This is a genomic window from Pseudoduganella sp. S-14, from assembly GCF_049913285.1.
Classification (GTDB): domain Bacteria; phylum Pseudomonadota; class Gammaproteobacteria; order Burkholderiales; family Burkholderiaceae_D; genus Rugamonas.
In genome coordinates this window covers 442,717-457,454 of record NZ_CP183991.1, presented here as the reverse complement: position 1 = coordinate 457,454, position 14,738 = coordinate 442,717, and the positions used below count along the sequence as shown (strand labels likewise).

At 60.9% G+C, this 14,738-nt stretch carries 18 protein-coding genes; 9 read left to right on the top strand and 9 right to left on the bottom strand.

All coding sequences use genetic code 11. The features are described 5' to 3' along the window. Positions 1-128: 128 nt before the first annotated feature. From rarD to ACN9MZ_RS02175, 4 genes are all read left to right on the top strand, one after another. On the top strand, positions 129-1,004 hold the full coding sequence (rarD, locus tag ACN9MZ_RS02190) for an EamA family transporter RarD (protein WP_426340699.1): 876 nt from the start codon (positions 129-131) through the stop codon (positions 1,002-1,004). A 153-nt stretch (positions 1,005-1,157) separates the two neighbouring features. Continuing rightward, positions 1,158-1,940, top strand: a complete 783-nt coding sequence (locus ACN9MZ_RS02185) for a PEP-CTERM sorting domain-containing protein (RefSeq protein WP_426340698.1) — start codon at positions 1,158-1,160, stop codon at positions 1,938-1,940. 103 nt (positions 1,941-2,043) lie between these two features. Further along, positions 2,044-3,711, top strand: a complete 1,668-nt coding sequence (ettA, locus tag ACN9MZ_RS02180) for an energy-dependent translational throttle protein EttA (RefSeq protein ID WP_426340697.1) — start codon at positions 2,044-2,046, stop codon at positions 3,709-3,711. 125 nt (positions 3,712-3,836) lie between these two features. Beyond that, positions 3,837-4,310, top strand: a complete 474-nt coding sequence (locus ACN9MZ_RS02175; protein WP_426167136.1) for a DUF6265 family protein — start codon at positions 3,837-3,839, stop codon at positions 4,308-4,310. A gap of 101 nt (positions 4,311-4,411) precedes the next feature. On the opposite strand, the gene ACN9MZ_RS02170 is transcribed toward ACN9MZ_RS02175, so the two are convergent. After that, the gene (locus tag ACN9MZ_RS02170; RefSeq protein WP_426340696.1) at positions 4,412-4,996 is read right to left on the bottom strand and encodes a porin family protein; all 585 of its coding nucleotides are present in this window, start codon (positions 4,994-4,996) and stop codon (positions 4,412-4,414) included. A 184-nt stretch (positions 4,997-5,180) separates the two neighbouring features. Next, positions 5,181-5,774 carry an alpha-ketoglutarate-dependent dioxygenase AlkB family protein gene (locus tag ACN9MZ_RS02165; protein ID WP_426340695.1) on the bottom strand — a complete coding sequence of 198 codons (594 nt, stop codon included), beginning with the start codon at positions 5,772-5,774 and terminating at the stop codon, positions 5,181-5,183. A gap of 18 nt (positions 5,775-5,792) precedes the next feature. On the opposite strand from ACN9MZ_RS02165, the gene ACN9MZ_RS02160 reads away from it, so the two are divergent. Then, complete coding sequence (locus tag ACN9MZ_RS02160) at positions 5,793-6,371, top strand: molybdopterin-dependent oxidoreductase (RefSeq protein ID WP_426340694.1); 579 nt, start codon at positions 5,793-5,795, stop codon at positions 6,369-6,371. Here ACN9MZ_RS02160 and ACN9MZ_RS02155 read toward each other — a convergent pair. Next, positions 6,362-6,724, bottom strand: coding sequence for a hypothetical protein (locus ACN9MZ_RS02155; RefSeq protein WP_426167128.1), 363 nt, complete (start codon positions 6,722-6,724; stop codon positions 6,362-6,364). The two genes, ACN9MZ_RS02160 and ACN9MZ_RS02155, sit on opposite strands and share 10 nt — an antisense overlap. Before the next feature lie 217 nt (positions 6,725-6,941). Here ACN9MZ_RS02155 and ACN9MZ_RS02150 point away from each other — a divergent pair, with 217 nt between their 5' ends. The 3 genes from ACN9MZ_RS02150 to ACN9MZ_RS02140 are packed head-to-tail and all read left to right on the top strand — an operon-like array spanning position 6,942 to position 8,674. Continuing rightward, on the top strand, positions 6,942-7,562 hold the full coding sequence (locus ACN9MZ_RS02150) for a MarR family winged helix-turn-helix transcriptional regulator (RefSeq protein ID WP_426340693.1): 621 nt from the start codon (positions 6,942-6,944) through the stop codon (positions 7,560-7,562). 60 nt (positions 7,563-7,622) lie between these two features. Further along, a complete protein-coding gene (locus ACN9MZ_RS02145; RefSeq protein ID WP_426340692.1) occupies positions 7,623-8,150 on the top strand; it encodes a carboxymuconolactone decarboxylase family protein in 528 nt (175 codons plus the stop codon). Beyond that, on the top strand, positions 8,147-8,674 hold the full coding sequence (locus ACN9MZ_RS02140; protein WP_426340691.1) for a TlpA family protein disulfide reductase: 528 nt from the start codon (positions 8,147-8,149) through the stop codon (positions 8,672-8,674). Before ACN9MZ_RS02145 ends, ACN9MZ_RS02140 begins: the two co-directional genes overlap by 4 nt. A gap of 54 nt (positions 8,675-8,728) precedes the next feature. On the opposite strand, the gene ACN9MZ_RS02135 is transcribed toward ACN9MZ_RS02140, so the two are convergent. The 5 genes from ACN9MZ_RS02135 to ACN9MZ_RS02115 are packed head-to-tail and all read right to left on the bottom strand — an operon-like array spanning position 8,729 to position 12,958. After that, positions 8,729-9,559, bottom strand: a complete 831-nt coding sequence (locus ACN9MZ_RS02135; RefSeq protein WP_426340690.1) for a Rossmann-like and DUF2520 domain-containing protein — start codon at positions 9,557-9,559, stop codon at positions 8,729-8,731. Beyond that, a complete protein-coding gene (locus ACN9MZ_RS02130) occupies positions 9,559-10,143 on the bottom strand; it encodes a DUF924 family protein (protein WP_426340689.1) in 585 nt (194 codons plus the stop codon). The genes ACN9MZ_RS02135 and ACN9MZ_RS02130 overlap by 1 nt, the downstream gene beginning before the upstream one ends. Before the next feature lie 9 nt (positions 10,144-10,152). Then, a complete protein-coding gene (locus ACN9MZ_RS02125) occupies positions 10,153-10,896 on the bottom strand; it encodes an MgtC/SapB family protein (RefSeq protein ID WP_426167116.1) in 744 nt (247 codons plus the stop codon). An 11-nt stretch (positions 10,897-10,907) separates the two neighbouring features. After that, positions 10,908-11,171, bottom strand: a complete 264-nt coding sequence (locus ACN9MZ_RS02120; protein WP_426340688.1) for a hypothetical protein — start codon at positions 11,169-11,171, stop codon at positions 10,908-10,910. Then, complete coding sequence (locus ACN9MZ_RS02115) at positions 11,168-12,958, bottom strand: aminopeptidase P family protein (protein ID WP_426340687.1); 1,791 nt, start codon at positions 12,956-12,958, stop codon at positions 11,168-11,170. Before ACN9MZ_RS02115 ends, ACN9MZ_RS02120 begins: the two co-directional genes overlap by 4 nt. A 70-nt stretch (positions 12,959-13,028) precedes the next feature. On the opposite strand from ACN9MZ_RS02115, the gene ACN9MZ_RS02110 reads away from it, so the two are divergent. Then, the gene (locus tag ACN9MZ_RS02110) at positions 13,029-13,814 is read left to right on the top strand and encodes a nucleotidyltransferase domain-containing protein (protein WP_426340686.1); all 786 of its coding nucleotides are present in this window, start codon (positions 13,029-13,031) and stop codon (positions 13,812-13,814) included. Between the two features lie 88 nt (positions 13,815-13,902). Here ACN9MZ_RS02110 and ACN9MZ_RS02105 read toward each other — a convergent pair whose 3' ends face one another. Beyond that, positions 13,903-14,709 carry a beta/gamma crystallin-related protein gene (locus ACN9MZ_RS02105; RefSeq protein ID WP_426340685.1) on the bottom strand — a complete coding sequence of 269 codons (807 nt, stop codon included), beginning with the start codon at positions 14,707-14,709 and terminating at the stop codon, positions 13,903-13,905. Positions 14,710-14,738 lie beyond the last annotated feature (29 nt).

The window sequence follows — 14,738 nt, the reverse complement described above, 5'->3', positions numbered from 1 at the left end:
CCCAAAATTGGTTTTGGTGCATCGCACAATAGGCCAGTTAGGGGCCTTTTGCAAGTTTTTTACGCCGCCGGTGAAAACTTGGCGGATATGCTATTTTCCATCTTTACGCATAGAAAATCATCGCTCTCATGAATACCGGCATGCTGTACGCCGCAGGTGCTTTCCTGTCCTGGGGCCTGTTCCCGCTATATTTTCACGCAATTAAGAATGTGCCGGCGTCCGAAATCCTGGCGCATCGCATGGCTTGGTCGCTGCTGTTCCTGATGCTGGTACTGGCGGTACGGCGGCAATGGCAATGGCTGCCGCAAGTGTTGCGCCAGCCCAGAGTCGTGGGCAGTTTCCTGGCCAGCGCTTTCCTGCTGAGCGCAAACTGGTTCATGTATATCTGGGCGGTGAACAATGGCCATGTGGTCGATGCCAGCCTGGGCTACTTCATCAACCCGCTGGTAAATGTGCTGCTGGGCATGCTGGTGCTGAAGGAAAAACTGCGTCGTGGCCAGTGGATTGCCATCGGAGTTGCCGCCACCGGCGTAGTCTGGCTGACCTGGCAGGCAGGCCAGGTGCCATATATTGCACTGGTGCTGGCCCTGAGCTTTGGCGCCTATGGGCTGCTGCGCAAGACTGCGGCGCTGGCGGCGCTGGAAGGACTCTCTTTCGAAACCCTGATCCTGTTCCCGCTGGCAGTGGCTTACCTGGGTTGGCTGGTGTACCACGGCCAGAGCGTCTTCCTGAATGCTGAATCGAACAGCACGCGCTGGCTGCTGGCAGCAGCGGGCCCGACTACGGCGATCCCGCTGCTGCTGTTTGCCGCCGGTGCGCGGCGCATTCCGATGTCGGTGCTCGGCATGCTCCAATACATGTCGCCATCGCTGCAAATGCTGCTGGGCGTCTGGGTCTTCCACGAAGCGTTTTCCTCGACCAAACTGGTCGGTTTCCTGTTCATCTGGAGTGCGCTGGCGATGTATATGCTGGAGAGCTGGTTGATCAACAGAAAAGCGAATTGAGTGTCGGAAAATTTTACAGCGTTGGTGCTATGGAAATCATAATTACTGTCACTCAATTGACTTTTCCGTAATTGAATCAATGACCTATGGAAAGTCGGTTGCACGCAGGCACGACAATTGCTTAATCCCCAGCAATACTTCGGGGGAGCAATAATGTTCAGCAAAAAATTTCTGGCGGGTATCACCGCCCTGTTCTGCGCAGCATCTGTCGAGGCTGCGGCAATGCCACTGTCGTCCGCTTTGTCGCTGGACCAATACCTGACGACTGGCCAGAGCCAGAATCTGCAAATCAACGTCAATGGCCTGTTGGCTGGCAAGGGCCTGTCCAGCGCTTCGATCGGCTCCGGCGTGTTGACCGTGTCCGGTTTTTCCTCCGCCGACTTCGATATCGTCGGTTCGTCCGTGACGAACGTGAATTACTCGGAGAATCGCGTGACCACCGACTGTAGCAAGGGTAATTGCAAGGTCGTTACCGACAACTTCCACATCAAGCAATTCAACACCAACTATAGCGACTCCATCGCTGACCAGATGACGGTCACGGCCGGTGGCGCATCCGCGACCGGCTCCGCCAACGATCACAACGCTTTCGACACCGACAGCGGCAAGATCGAAGACACCAAGAAGCAGACCGGCAGCGAAAATGGCGGCTACAACCGCTGGTACAACCAGTTCATCAGCCATTACGATTCGCTGAGCGGGGACCTGGTGGTGCAACTGAGCCTGGACTCCCTGGCCCTGAACGACCTGGCGGCAGACGGCATCCTCAACCTTTCCGTGAATTCCGTGCTCGGACAATTCAACCTGACCGATGTGCGCCTGGACTTCGTGGCGCAGGACGCTGTGCCGCCTGCGCAAGTGCCCGTGCCAACCAGCCTGCTGCTGGCCGGCCTGGGCCTGGCCGCGCTGGCAACGGTACGCCGGCGCAAAGCATAAGCAAGCAGTTGCCCAAAAGGACCCGGCACTCGCCGGGTCTTTTTTTATGCGCCATCACAATGCGCTAAACTAGCGCCTTTACGAACCGACAAGAACTCATACCGTGGCCAATTACGTCTATACCATGAACCGCGTGGGCAAAATCGTCCCACCGAAACGTCAGATTCTGAAGGACATTTCGCTGTCCTTCTTCCCAGGCGCCAAGATTGGCGTGCTGGGCCTGAACGGCTCCGGCAAATCGTCCCTGCTGAAAATCATGGCGGGCATCGACACCGACATCCAGGGCGAAGCACGCCCGATGCCTGGCCTGAACATCGGCTACCTGCCACAGGAACCGCAACTCGATCCTGAAAAAACCGTGCGCCAAGAAGTGGAATCCGGCCTGGGCGAAGCCTTCAACGCGCAAGCCTTGCTGGAAGCGGTGTACGCCGCCTATGCCGAACCGGATGCGGACTTCGACGCGCTGGCCAAGGAACAGGAACGCCTGGAATCGATCATCGCGGCTGCCGACGGCGGCAACCTGAACCTGCAACTGGAAATGGCCGCCGACGCGCTGCGCCTGCCGCCATGGGACCAGAAGATCGGCGTGCTGTCCGGCGGTGAAAAGCGCCGCGTGGCGCTGTGCAAGCTGCTGCTGTCCAAGCCGGACATGCTGCTGCTCGACGAACCGACCAACCACCTGGATGCCGAATCCGTGGAATGGCTGGAACAATTCCTGGTGCGCTTCCCTGGCACTGTGGTCGGCATCACCCACGATCGCTACTTCCTGGACAATGCAGCTGAATGGATCCTGGAACTGGACCGCGGCCACGGCATCCCGTGGAAGGGCAACTACTCTTCCTGGCTGGACCAGAAACAGGCCCGCCTGAAGCAGGAAGAAGCGACCGAATCCGCGCGCCAGAAGGCGCTGCAGAAAGAACTGGAATGGTCGCGCCAGAACCCGAAGGCACGCCAGGCCAAGTCCAAGGCCCGCATGGCGCGCTTCAATGAACTGAGCGAATTCGAATACCAGAAGCGTAATGAGACGCAGGAGATCTTCATTCCTGTGGCCGAGCGCCTTGGCAACGATGTGATCGAATTCAAGAACGTCAGCAAATCGTTTGGCGACCGCCTGCTGATCGACAACCTGTCGTTCATCATCCCGCCAGGCGCGATCGTCGGCATCATCGGCCCGAACGGCGCCGGTAAGTCGACCCTGTTCAAGATGATTGCCGGTATCGAGCAACCGGACAGCGGCGAAGTGGCGATCGGCAAGACCGCCAGGATTTCGCTGGTGGACCAGAGCCGCGACAAGCTGGACAACGACAAGACTGTGTTCGAGGCTGTGTCCGGCGGCGCCGACATCCTCAGCGTAGGCCGTTTCGAAATGCCGTCGCGCGCGTATGTGGGCCGCTTCAACTTCAAGGGTTCGGACCAGCAGAAGATCGTCGGCAACCTGTCCGGCGGTGAGCGTGGCCGTCTGCACCTGGCCAAGACCCTGCTGATGGGCGGCAACGTGCTGCTGCTGGACGAACCGTCCAACGACCTGGACGTGGAAACCCTGCGTGCGCTGGAAGATGCGCTGCTGGAATTCGCCGGTTCCGTGATGGTGATTTCCCACGACCGCTGGTTCCTGGACCGTATCGCCACCCACATCCTGGCCTTTGAAGGCGATTCCCAGGTGACCTTCTTTGCGGGTAACTACCAGGAGTACGAAGCCGACAAGAAGAAGCGTTTGGGCGAGGAAGGCGCGAAGCCGAAGCGTATTCGTTACAAGCCGCTGCACGGCTAAAACCGGTAAACCTGGGTCTGACCCAAGGGTCAGACCCGGTCAATTCCGAAGCCACGGGCCGCAAGATCATCCGGGGTCAGACCCTTGGGTCTGACCCCGGTTTACCGGTTTTAGAGGAGTCGACGATGCGCAAACAATTCCTTTGTGGCCTGGTCCTGGCCAGCGCCGGCGCGATTGCGCACGAGGCCCCCATCGACAAGCTGTCCTGGCTAGCCGGCTGCTGGTCGCACACCGGCGCCGAAAAAGGCTCCGTGGAAATGTGGACCCTGCCAGCCGGCGGCACCATGCTGGGCGTCGCCCGCACGGTAAAAAACGGCAAGACAGTCGAGTGGGAACATACCATGATCCGCGAAACCGAGCCGGGCATCTGGGCCTATGTGGCCAAGCCAAGCCGTCAACTCGAAGCAGCCTTCCCGATCAAGTCGATCGGCGATGGCGAGGTGATCTTTGAAAACCCGCAGCATGACTTCCCACAGCGGATCATTTACAAGCGCGATGGGGCCGATGGCATCAAGGCGCGCATCGAAGGTGTCTCGAAAGGCAAGGAAAAAGCCTTTGATTACCCTATGCAGCGGACGCAGTGTCCGAATGGAGGGTGAGGCGGGCACAAGGACATTGGCAGCGCAAGGCTGCCGTTGTCGCACCCGGCCTCGATCGGGACTTTGCGGGGGGAAGCAGCTGAACTGCCCTCCCCCTCGACTCAGAAGCTAGCCTTCACGCCCAGGTTGACCGCGCCTTTGCGGCGGCCCTGGTCGATATCGTTCTTGCCGAAGTGCTCGTACTCCAGCACGCCCGAGACTTTCTCGGTGAAGGCGTATTCAGCGCCAACCGAAGCGTACAGCGCGTTACGGCTGCTATCGCCGTTGTACGCGGAAGCCAGGCCGGTGGCATTCACGTCATTCTTGTTGTGGGCGATACCCAGCTTGCCGGTCAGGGCTACCTGCTGGTTGATCGGGAAAGTGCCCTTTCCAGCCAGGTAGAAGGACTTGGCTTTGCCTTCAATGCTGCCGGTGCCGGCGCCGGTGGTGTAGTTGTACGACTGCTTGCCGAAATCTACATAGCCGGCTTCCACGCCCCAGGTCTTGTCGATCTGCACGCCACCGAAGATCTTGCCACCATACTCTGTGGATTTCTTGTCGCCGTCAGTGGTGTCATTCGGCAAGGTGTATTTGTTCGAGTTGGCCACGACGCCTGCACCGATGTACGGCTTCAGCTCTTGCGCCTGGACGGAGGCCGCGCCGAGGGCAACGGCGGAAGTGATGAGTGCGAATGCGATTTTTTTCATGTTCGTGATCTTTCAGCAAAGGTAAGTCGGACTTGCTTGGGATCGCGCTTCGTCTGTGGAAGTGCGATGGAAAGCACGATAACACTGCCAAAAGTTCAAGGGGGAGACGAACTGGTAAGAATTGTGTGATTTTGTAAGCGGCCTTGAATTACCAATGTTCAGCCCAAAATGAGCGAACTTGGCTTCAGATAAGTCGAAATGTCAGATTGATACGCGGGCCACAGGGTGTGCGCACCTTATTGATGCCATGCCGCCAGCAATGCTGGAGTTCTCCCGCCATGAGCAACAGGCTGCCGTCGGTCAGGTCGATCTTGAGGGTTTTTGGCTGCTTCTTGTGCTTCAGGATAAAGGTGCGGGTGGCGCCGAAGCTGACCGAGGCGATCGCGGGCTGGGGGCCGAGTTCCGGCTCATCGTCACTATGGAAGCCCATGCTGTCCTGCTCGTTTCGGTAATAGTTGAGCAGAACGTTGTTGAAGCGCTTGCCGCTGGCGGCTTCGATGGCGCGCTTGATTTCAAGCTGCAGGGGCGTGAAGGGCAGCGGCTCGAAAGTGCGGCCAGAATAGGTATAGCGCTGCTCGCCATACCAGGCGCTGAGCCTGGGCTGCGCCACTTCGCGACCGAACAGGAAAATGGTTTCCGCCTTCCATGCCGTTTCGTCGAGCAGCCTTTGCATAACTTCTGCGTTATCCACAGCGAGCGGAAGCTGCCGCATGAAATACAGCTCTCCCTCCTCGATCGGGATAGGTAGTAACTCGGCTTCAGCAGAAAACAGGTCCATAGGCGTTATCATATAACGATGAACAAACGTCAATTCCTCGGTGCCGTGGCAGCGGCCGGCGCCCTCCCCTCATTCAGCGCCGCTGCTCCCAAAGCTGAGCGCGGCCCGGCGTTGCTGACCGTAACCGGTGCGATTGCCAAGCCGAATCGCGGCAGCTTCGACCGTGTTGCCGACCAGATGATGCACCGCCAGCACCTGGCATTCGACAAAGCCTTCGCTTTCGATTTTGCCGCATTGGCTGCGCTGCCCGCCGTCGCGATCAAGCCAACGCTGGAATACGATAACAAGCCGCATACCCTGTCCGGCCCGCTGCTGGTCGATGTGTTGAAAGCTGCCGGTGCGCAAACCAGCGACAACAGCAAGCTGATCCTGCGTGCGGTCGATGGCTATGCGGTGGCGGTGTCCGTGGCGCGCGCCCGGACGCAGCGCTTTATCGTTGCCACCCACATGGATAGCGCCCCGATGGCGCTGGGCGGCCTCGGCCCGCTATGGGCGATTTACGATGCGGACCGGGTGCCGGAAATGGCGAGCAGGCCCGTGGGCGAGCGCTTCACTACCTGCCCCTGGGCCCTGTATCACATCGAGGTTCAGGCGTAAGCTTCGGCCAGCGACATCACGCGCGGGGTGATCGCCACCCCGATATCGCCAAAAATCTTGTTGATGATGGCCATATTGGCTTCGGCTTCTTCCGCCTTCCAGCCGTTGAACAGGTCGGTGCCATCTTTCTGGAAGTGCAGGTCCAGCACCTTGCCGCGATCTTTGTGGGTATAGCCGGAGCTGTGCACCTGCTTGAAGCCACCTGCAGCCAGTGCCTCGAGCACGGAAGTCGGCGGGTTGTCCGGGTCAGTTGCCATGTACACGCCAAAGGTCTTGCCAGGCGGTTTGGCGGCAATATCGACTTCGTAAATGCCAGGCGCCTTGGTGACAGACGTGGATTTCAAAAATAACATAGCGTTCCCCTAGAACTGTGTGTGGCTTAGGTGGACAAGCTTATTGCTAACGACCAATTTTGTCACTCGCCGGAACTATCTTTTTGCTCGACCACAACAGAAGCTAGAGCAAAAAGCATTACCTGCTCTTCAACTATACTTTTGCACTGCTGATTTACAAGACGGAAGATTAGTTAGGAGTCCTTGACATATTGTGTTTTCCCCATATACTTGGCGCATGGACACGACTTCGACCCGCATCATTTCCGCCATTTCCCGCATCGGCAGCGTGCTGCGCTCGGGCATGTGGGAATTTGCAACCAGCGAAAACCTGAACCCGGCACAGGCTGAGATCCTGCAATTGCTGCATAGCCGGGCACAGGGCGTGCGCTTGTCCTGGGTTGCGCGGCAACTCTCGATTTCCGCAGCCAGCGCCAGCGATTCGGTTGCGGCCCTGGTGGCGAAAGGGCTGGTCCGCAAAGCCCGCGCGCAGGACGATGGCCGTGCCACCGACCTGCATCTTACCGAGGATGGCCGGCAAATGGCGCAACGCATTGCGGGTGCCACCGGCTTTGCCGACGAGGCAGTCGGCAAGCTGTCGCCGCAGGCGCAAGAACAATTGCTGGGCGGCTTGCTGCAGCTGATTGGACAGTTGCAGAAGACGCAACGCTTCCCGGAGCTCCGCGCTTGCCTCTCTTGTAAATATTTCCAGCCTGACCGGCACCAGGATGACGCCGCCCCGCACCATTGCGGGCTGGTCGACGCTCCATTGTCGGTGGCGATGCTGCGCATTGATTGCCCGGACCACCAGCCGGCCGATCCAGCGCAGCAGCTGAAGAATTGGCAGGCCCTGGCTTGAGGTCGGCCTTTTTTTGTCCTATTTAATTAGGACTCCTATTTTAATGAAAGGAGCTTTACCATGTCGCGCATTCCACTGAACACCAATGACTCCACCGGCCTGCTGGCCCAGATTCACCAGGCTTTCGGCGCCACGCCCAATATGTTCAAGGCAGTGTCCAACTCACCCGCGGCCCTGAAGAGTATGTGGGGTAGCTTCGGTGCCCTTGGCAGCGGCAAGCTCGACGCCAAACTGGGCGAGCAGATTGCCGTGGCGATCGCCGACCGCAACGATTGCGAATACTGCCTGGCGGCGCATACGGCACTGGGCCGCAAAGCCGGAGCCTCCGCCGACGAAATGAGCGCGGCACAAGCTGGCCAATCGAGCGATCCGAAGACGGGCGCAGCATTGCGCTTCGCGATAGCAGTGGTCAGCAACCGCGCCAGGATCGATGATGAACAGGTGGAAGAACTGCGAGCGGTCGGCTTCAACGATGAGGAAATCGTGGAGATCATGGCCCATGTGGCGCTGAACCTGTTCACCAATTATGTGAACGTCGCGTTCAAGGTGCCGGTCGATTTCCCTGGCGTGAAGCTGCGCGCAAAATGATGCGGCTAGATGCCTCGGCGTGGCTCAACGGGGCTGCGCCTGCCACCGACGGCAAAGTGGTCGCGGTGCATGCCTTCCAGATGCTGTGCCCGGGCTGTGTGGCGCATGGCATTCCACAAGCCATGAAGATGCAGCAGGTGTTCCCTGAACTGGTGGTGACTGGCCTGCACAGCGTCTTTGAGCATCACGATGTGATGACCCCGCAGGCGCTGGAAGTGTTCATCCATGAATACCGCTTGCCGTTTCCGGTGGCGGTCGACAGGCTGGTTCCCGGTTCGCCAGTGCCGGCCACCATGCAGCACTACGCGCTGCGCGGCACGCCCAGCCTGCTGCTGTTCGACCGTGGAGGGCGTTTGCGGCTGAACCATTTCGGCAGCATCGACGACATGGTGCTGGGAGGGGTGATCGGACGCCTGCTAGCCGAACCGCCAGGAAGCTTGGCGAAAGATGGTGCCGGCGCTTGCGGTGCGCAGCCTAGCGACGGCGCGGCCTGCGATGCCAACGGCTGCGCACGACGCGGGTAGCAGGGGCAGACGCGGCCCCGATCCTCCGCTGGCGCGCCGGAACGCACCGCCAGCTCAGGGCTTGCCGGCCCGTTTGCGCTCGGCCAGTGCGCTGGTTGCGGGCACCAGCGCACGGTATAGCTGGCCCGTCTCAGCGTCCCATGCCATCACGGCATCCTGCTGGCGCAGCACCGTCGCCATGTCGCCGCGCGCTACCGGTCCCGTAAGCGCTGGCGCTGCGCCGAGGCGGAAAGCATTTTCCATCGACTCCAGCGCCAGCGGCCGCGCCAGTTCGCGCGCCACCGACTCCGGGATGCCAGCCGCCTGGTAGGCGCGCAGGGCCGCGTCAATCACGGTGACCAGGTAATTGCTCGCAAAAACGGCGGCTGCGTGGTACACGGTCTTCGCTGCCGGGTCGATTTGCACCGCCCTGGCGCCGATCGCGGTCAACGCAGGCAGTAACACATCAAGCGCCTGCTGGTCGCCTTCGACGCCGCAGAAGGTGCCAGCGAAACCCACTGCCACCGCATCGGCATCGGCAAAGCTGCGGATCGGATGCACGCTGGCGACATAGGCGCCTGCTGCGCGTGCCGCGTGCAGGCGGTCGGATGCCAGCGCACCGCTGCAGTGAAATACCACGGCCTCCTGCAGCGGCACGGCAACCGCCAGCGCTTCGCAGGCAGGAGCGATCTGGTCGTCAGTCACGGAGAGCATGAACACGTCGGCCGGACGCAGCCCGGCATATGAGGCCACGGCACGTCCGCTGCCGATGAAAGCGGCCGCCCGCGCCGCGCTATCGGCCGAGCGGGACAGCACATCCTGCACCGTGAACGCGCCGGCCGCCGAAAACAGGCGACCCAGGACGCTGCCGACGTGGCCGCCGCCAATGACAGTCAATCCACGCATCAGAAACTCGACCCCGGCTGCTTGAGGAACTCTACTTCTTCCGGCGTCGACTCGCGGCCGAGGATGGCGTTGCGATGCGGGAAGCGCCCGAAGCGGCGTATCACGTCATAGTGCTTTTTGGCGTAATCCAGCATGCCTGCATAGCCCGGCGCATCCGCAGCAAGCATCTCGAACAGGTCCACGCAGCGCATTTGCATCGACAGGTTTTCCGAGTGCTCGAGCGGCATATAGGAAAATGCCCGCTGCGCCGGCGGCAAGGTCTGGTTGGCGCCGGAGTCGTCCAGCGCCTTGGCCGCCTCCAGCGCCAGCTCATCGCCGGCAAAGGCCTTCGGCGTGCCGCGATAGACATTGCGCGTGAACTGGTCCAGCACGATGATGCGCGCCAGGGTACCTTGCGTGCCCTCGTCGTCCCACTGCCGCAGGCCGCCCAGCAGCCCCTGTTCAATCACGTCGCCGAACTGCTGGAAGATCGCGCGGTCGAATGCATCGTCCTTGCGCCACCACTCGGGGCGCTGCATATTGTGCCCTTTGGCGCCGATAGGCAGGAACCAGAAATCGAGAACGTCTTGTGAATGGATGACCAAACCTGCCTCCTAGTTGCGTGCGTGGGTAACCTGGAAGCTGTCGATGCCTTCGTAATGGGTCATCTCTTCCGCGATGCGCGACAGCGGCGATCCGCTGCGCTTGCTCAGTGCCAGCGCGACGAAGCGCCATTCAAGCTTGCCCTGGTCCATGCCGATGGTCAATGAACCGCCGGCGATCTGGTAGCCGCGTTCCAGCGCCATGGCGCGCAGCTGGTCTTCCTTCGGCTCGAAGCCTGGCTTGAAGCGCATGGTGATCGCGATTGCATGGCGCGACGGCAGCCACGCTTCGACCTTGGACAGGAAGATCATGGACATCGCGCACAGGAAGGCCAGGCCCATGGCTCCCAGGTAGAAGCCCAATCCGACCGCCACACCTATCACCGACGAGGCCCAGATCGACGCCGCAGTCGTCAGGCCGGAAATATTGAAGCCTTCGCGCATGATGACACCCGCGCCAAGAAAGCCGATACCAGTCACGATGCCTTGTACCACACGGGTCGGGTCGGTGCCGACCAGCTCGGACATATGGCCGCCAAACCAGAGCGAGGGGTAGCCGCACACCACGGTCAGCGCCGCCGACGCCATGCATACCAGCCCATAGGTGCGCATGCCCGCCGCTCGCCCGTGGTAGGAGCGCTCATAGCCCACCAGCAGGCCAAGCAGCAGCGCGCCGATCAGGTTCATCAGGATCACGAGATTGGTCGCCAGTTCGCCGGACGACCAGTAAGCACGCAGGAAATCTATGCTGGGCATAGCTGCCTCACTTATGGTTTTGGTGTTTTCTTGGCTGCGAGCTGCTTTTCGAATGCTACATCGAGTTTGCTGACGCGTTTTACTTTTTGCGGGCCCTGCGCATTGACGAAGGCCACGAAATCGGCCAGCTCCATCGGCGCGCAAAGCGGCGGCTGGCCCGGCCCTTCCGTCAGGAAGAAATGGCCGCTGCCGGTCATGGTCATCGAATAGGACTGGTTGCCGGAGCGCTCTTTCAGGCGCGCCAGCGCGTTGGATGCCTTGGTGGAGCGGCTCATATTGCCTCCGTCCTTTCATTCAGCCAGCGCAACGCATCGCCGCTGACATGCCGGGACAGTCGTTGGCGCACGGTGGCGTGATATTCGTTCAGCCAGCGCACCTCATCCTCGCGCAGCAGGGATTTGTCGATGCAGCGCGTGTCGATCGGGCACAGGGTCAGGGTCTCAAATCCCAGGAATTCGCCAAATTCCGATTCTGCCGCAGGCACGTTCAGCACCAGGTTTTCAATGCGGATACCCCACTTGCCAGGACGGTAGATGCCCGGCTCGTTGGAGGTGATCATGCCTGGCTCCATGGCCGTATGCGCATCCGGCGGCGTCGAGGGCGAAATCGACTGCGGGCCTTCGTGGACATTGAGGAAATAACCGACACCATGGCCGGTACCGTGGCCGAAATCGATGCCGGCAGCCCACAGCGGCGCACGCGCGATCGCATCCAGCATCGGCGATTTCACGCCGCGCGGGAACCGGGCGACGGACAACGCCATCATGCCTTTCAGGACCAGGGTGAAGTCGCGCCTGTGCTCCTGCGTGATGACGCCGACCGGTACCACGCGGGTGATGTCGGTGGTGCCGCCGAGATATTGGCCGCCGGAATCGAGCAGCAGCAAACCATTGCCTTCCACCACGGCACTGCCTTCAGCTGGCGCGCGGTAATGCATGATCGCCCCGTTGGCATTGAAGCCTGCGATGGTGCCAAAGCTTGGGCTGACAAAGCCCGGACGGCGGCGGCGCGCTTCCAGCAGGTGCTGGCCGATGGCGTATTCGGTCAGCGCTTCGCGCTTGGGATCGGCCAGGGTATGCTCAAGCCAGCTGAAGAACTCGCACAAGGCGGCGCCATCCTGCTCCATCGTTGCGCGCACATGGTCGGCTTCATGCGCAGTCTTGCGGGACTTGGCGAAAGTGGTCGGGTTGACCGCTTCGATCACCTTCACGCTGTCCGGCACGGACTGGCGCGTACCGAAAGTGATGCGGCGTGGGTCCAGCAGCAGCGTGCTGCCGGCTGGGATCGTGGCCAGCGCCTGCCCGGCTTCTTCGTACGGCTCGACAAAGACATTGTCGGCCGCCAGCAAGCCGGCCAGGCCCGGTTCGATCTTGCCGGCGCCGACAAACAACATGGCGCGCTCCTGGTCGACCAAGGCATGCGACAGGAAGATCGGGTTGTAATTGACGTCCGAACCGCGCAGGTTGAACAGGTAGGCGATATCGTCCAGCGTCGAGATGATGTGGTGTGTAGCGCCCCGGCGCGCCATTTCTGAGCGCAGCGCCGCCAGCTTGGCCGCGCGGGATTTGTCGGCATAAGGGCGCTGGTGTTCGTAGACCTCGGCAGCCGGCAAGGCTGGGCGGCCGGTCCACACTTCATCCAGCAGGTCGAGGTCCGTGCGCATGGCAATTCCACGCGACTGCAGCAGCCGGGCAACCGACAGGCCAAGTACCGCGCCATCCACCCCCAGGACCTGGCCTGGCTTCAGAGTTTCGGCCAGCCAGTCCACATACTGCACGCTGGCGCCTGACGCAATTTTCATCAGCTTTACGCCGGTGTCCGCCAGCTCCGCTTCCGCCTGTGTCCAATACCGGCCATCGGTCCAGACGCCCGCAAAATCCTGGGTGATGATGAAGGTACCGACCGAGCCGGTAAAGTTCGACAGCCATTCCCGCCCCTGCCAGCGCGCTGGCAAATACTCGGACAAATGGGGATCGGAAGAAGGGATCATGCAGGCGTCAACCTGATGGCGGCGCATCGCCGCGCGCATGGATTCAAGTCTGGTGCGGATTGATTCTTTCATAGCGCAATCATACCCCGATTGCGCCATAATGCCTGGCTGCCGCCGCTTTCAGGCGGCAATGGAGAGAGAATTGATACCTGACGATGTGCGGGCCGAAATCATGCGACGGCTCGCGGCTGCGGAAGCCGAACATAATGTGCGCGTCCTGCTGGCTGTAGAGTCCGGCAGCCGCGCCTGGGGCTTTGCCTCCCCCAACAGCGATTACGATGTGCGCTTCATTTACGCGCACCCGCGCGACTGGTACATCGCGGTCGACCTGGAAGAGAAGCGCGACGTCATCGAGTACAAGATTGTCGATGAGATCGATATCAATGGCTGGGATATCCGCAAGGCACTGCGCCTGTTCCGCCGCTCGAATCCCGCCTTCGTGGAGTGGATACAGTCGCCGATCCTGTACCGTTCACACGGCGGTTTCGCGGATGGCGCGCGGGACCTGCTACCGAAAGTGTATTCCTGCGAGAACGGCATCTACCACTACCGGAGCATGGCGAAGACCAACTATCGCGGCTATTTGCGCGCCGACATGGTACCGTTGAAGAAGTACTTCTACGTGCTGCGCCCTTTGCTGGCCGTGCGCTGGCTCGAGCGCTATGGCACGCCCGCGCCGATTGAATTCGACAAGCTGCTGCATTTGCTCGAAGGCCAGACCGAACTGCTGGAGGCTATCGCTGCACTGCTGGAGAAGAAGAAAGCCGCGCCGGAAATGGGGCTGTCTGAACCAGTCCCATGCTTGAACCGCTTCATTGAGGCGGAACTCGAGCGGCTTGAACGCCCGGATATGGTCCGCTTCCGAAGCACAGACGTCAACGCCGACCTGAACCAGCTATTCCACGCCGTCCTGGCCGAACAGCGCTAATCCCCGTCCCCACGCCACACCATCGCGCTCGAGCGCGGTAGTGCGGCGTAATCCCCCTCCCGCCAAACAATCGCCGGAAACTTGCAGCCTACATGCGCGGGACGCCATCACGATTGACGGTGATGGTACGGCCAGGTTCCGACGAGAGCTGGGCGCGGTGTTCAGTGCCGCGGAACTCGTAGGTCACATCCCAGTATTGCGGGGTTCGGCTCGGAATCGCTTCGCAGCGCTGGACATTCTGCGCGTACTGGTTGCCGGCATTGCGGCCAACGTTGGAGCCGACTGCCGCACCAGCAATCGCGCCGCCTACGGTGGCGATGTCTCGGCCGGAGCCGCCGCCCACCTGGTGACCCAGCACGCCGCCAATCAGGGCACCGGCGATGGCGCCTGCCGTGCCGCTGCCGCCCGAGGCTTCAACCTGCTGCCGCTCAACCCAGCAGCGTTGCTCGGGCGGGCCAACCACAGCGCGCGCGGAAGTAATCGGAGCTTCGTACACACGCTCGCTCGGCCGCATGCGGTATTCATAATTTGGCTGGGGCACCGGCTCCGGTGCGTAAGCCATTTCATCAACACGCCGGCGCGGTGGCACGGCGCGGATCGACGAGATGTTGTCGTTCAGGCCCATGCCTTCCAGCGATTCGTAGCTGCCGCGCCGCAAAATCCTGCATTCCCCTTCGAAGTTGGGCAACGGGCAAACCTCCCAGCGCCCGCGCTCAACCACAACAGAGGAAGCACGGTTATCAAACCCGGTAGTGCGCAGGTCGCTGATGGAACGTGTGATGCTAACCGGGCGGCCACGCCAGCCTTCGCGCGGATAAAGTGTAATTTGTGCCAAGGCGTGCGCGCTGACGAGGGTGATTAGCGTCGCCAGCGCAGTTCTGATTGGAAAGTTCATGATGTCCTCCGATACAGATCAGGTGCGCC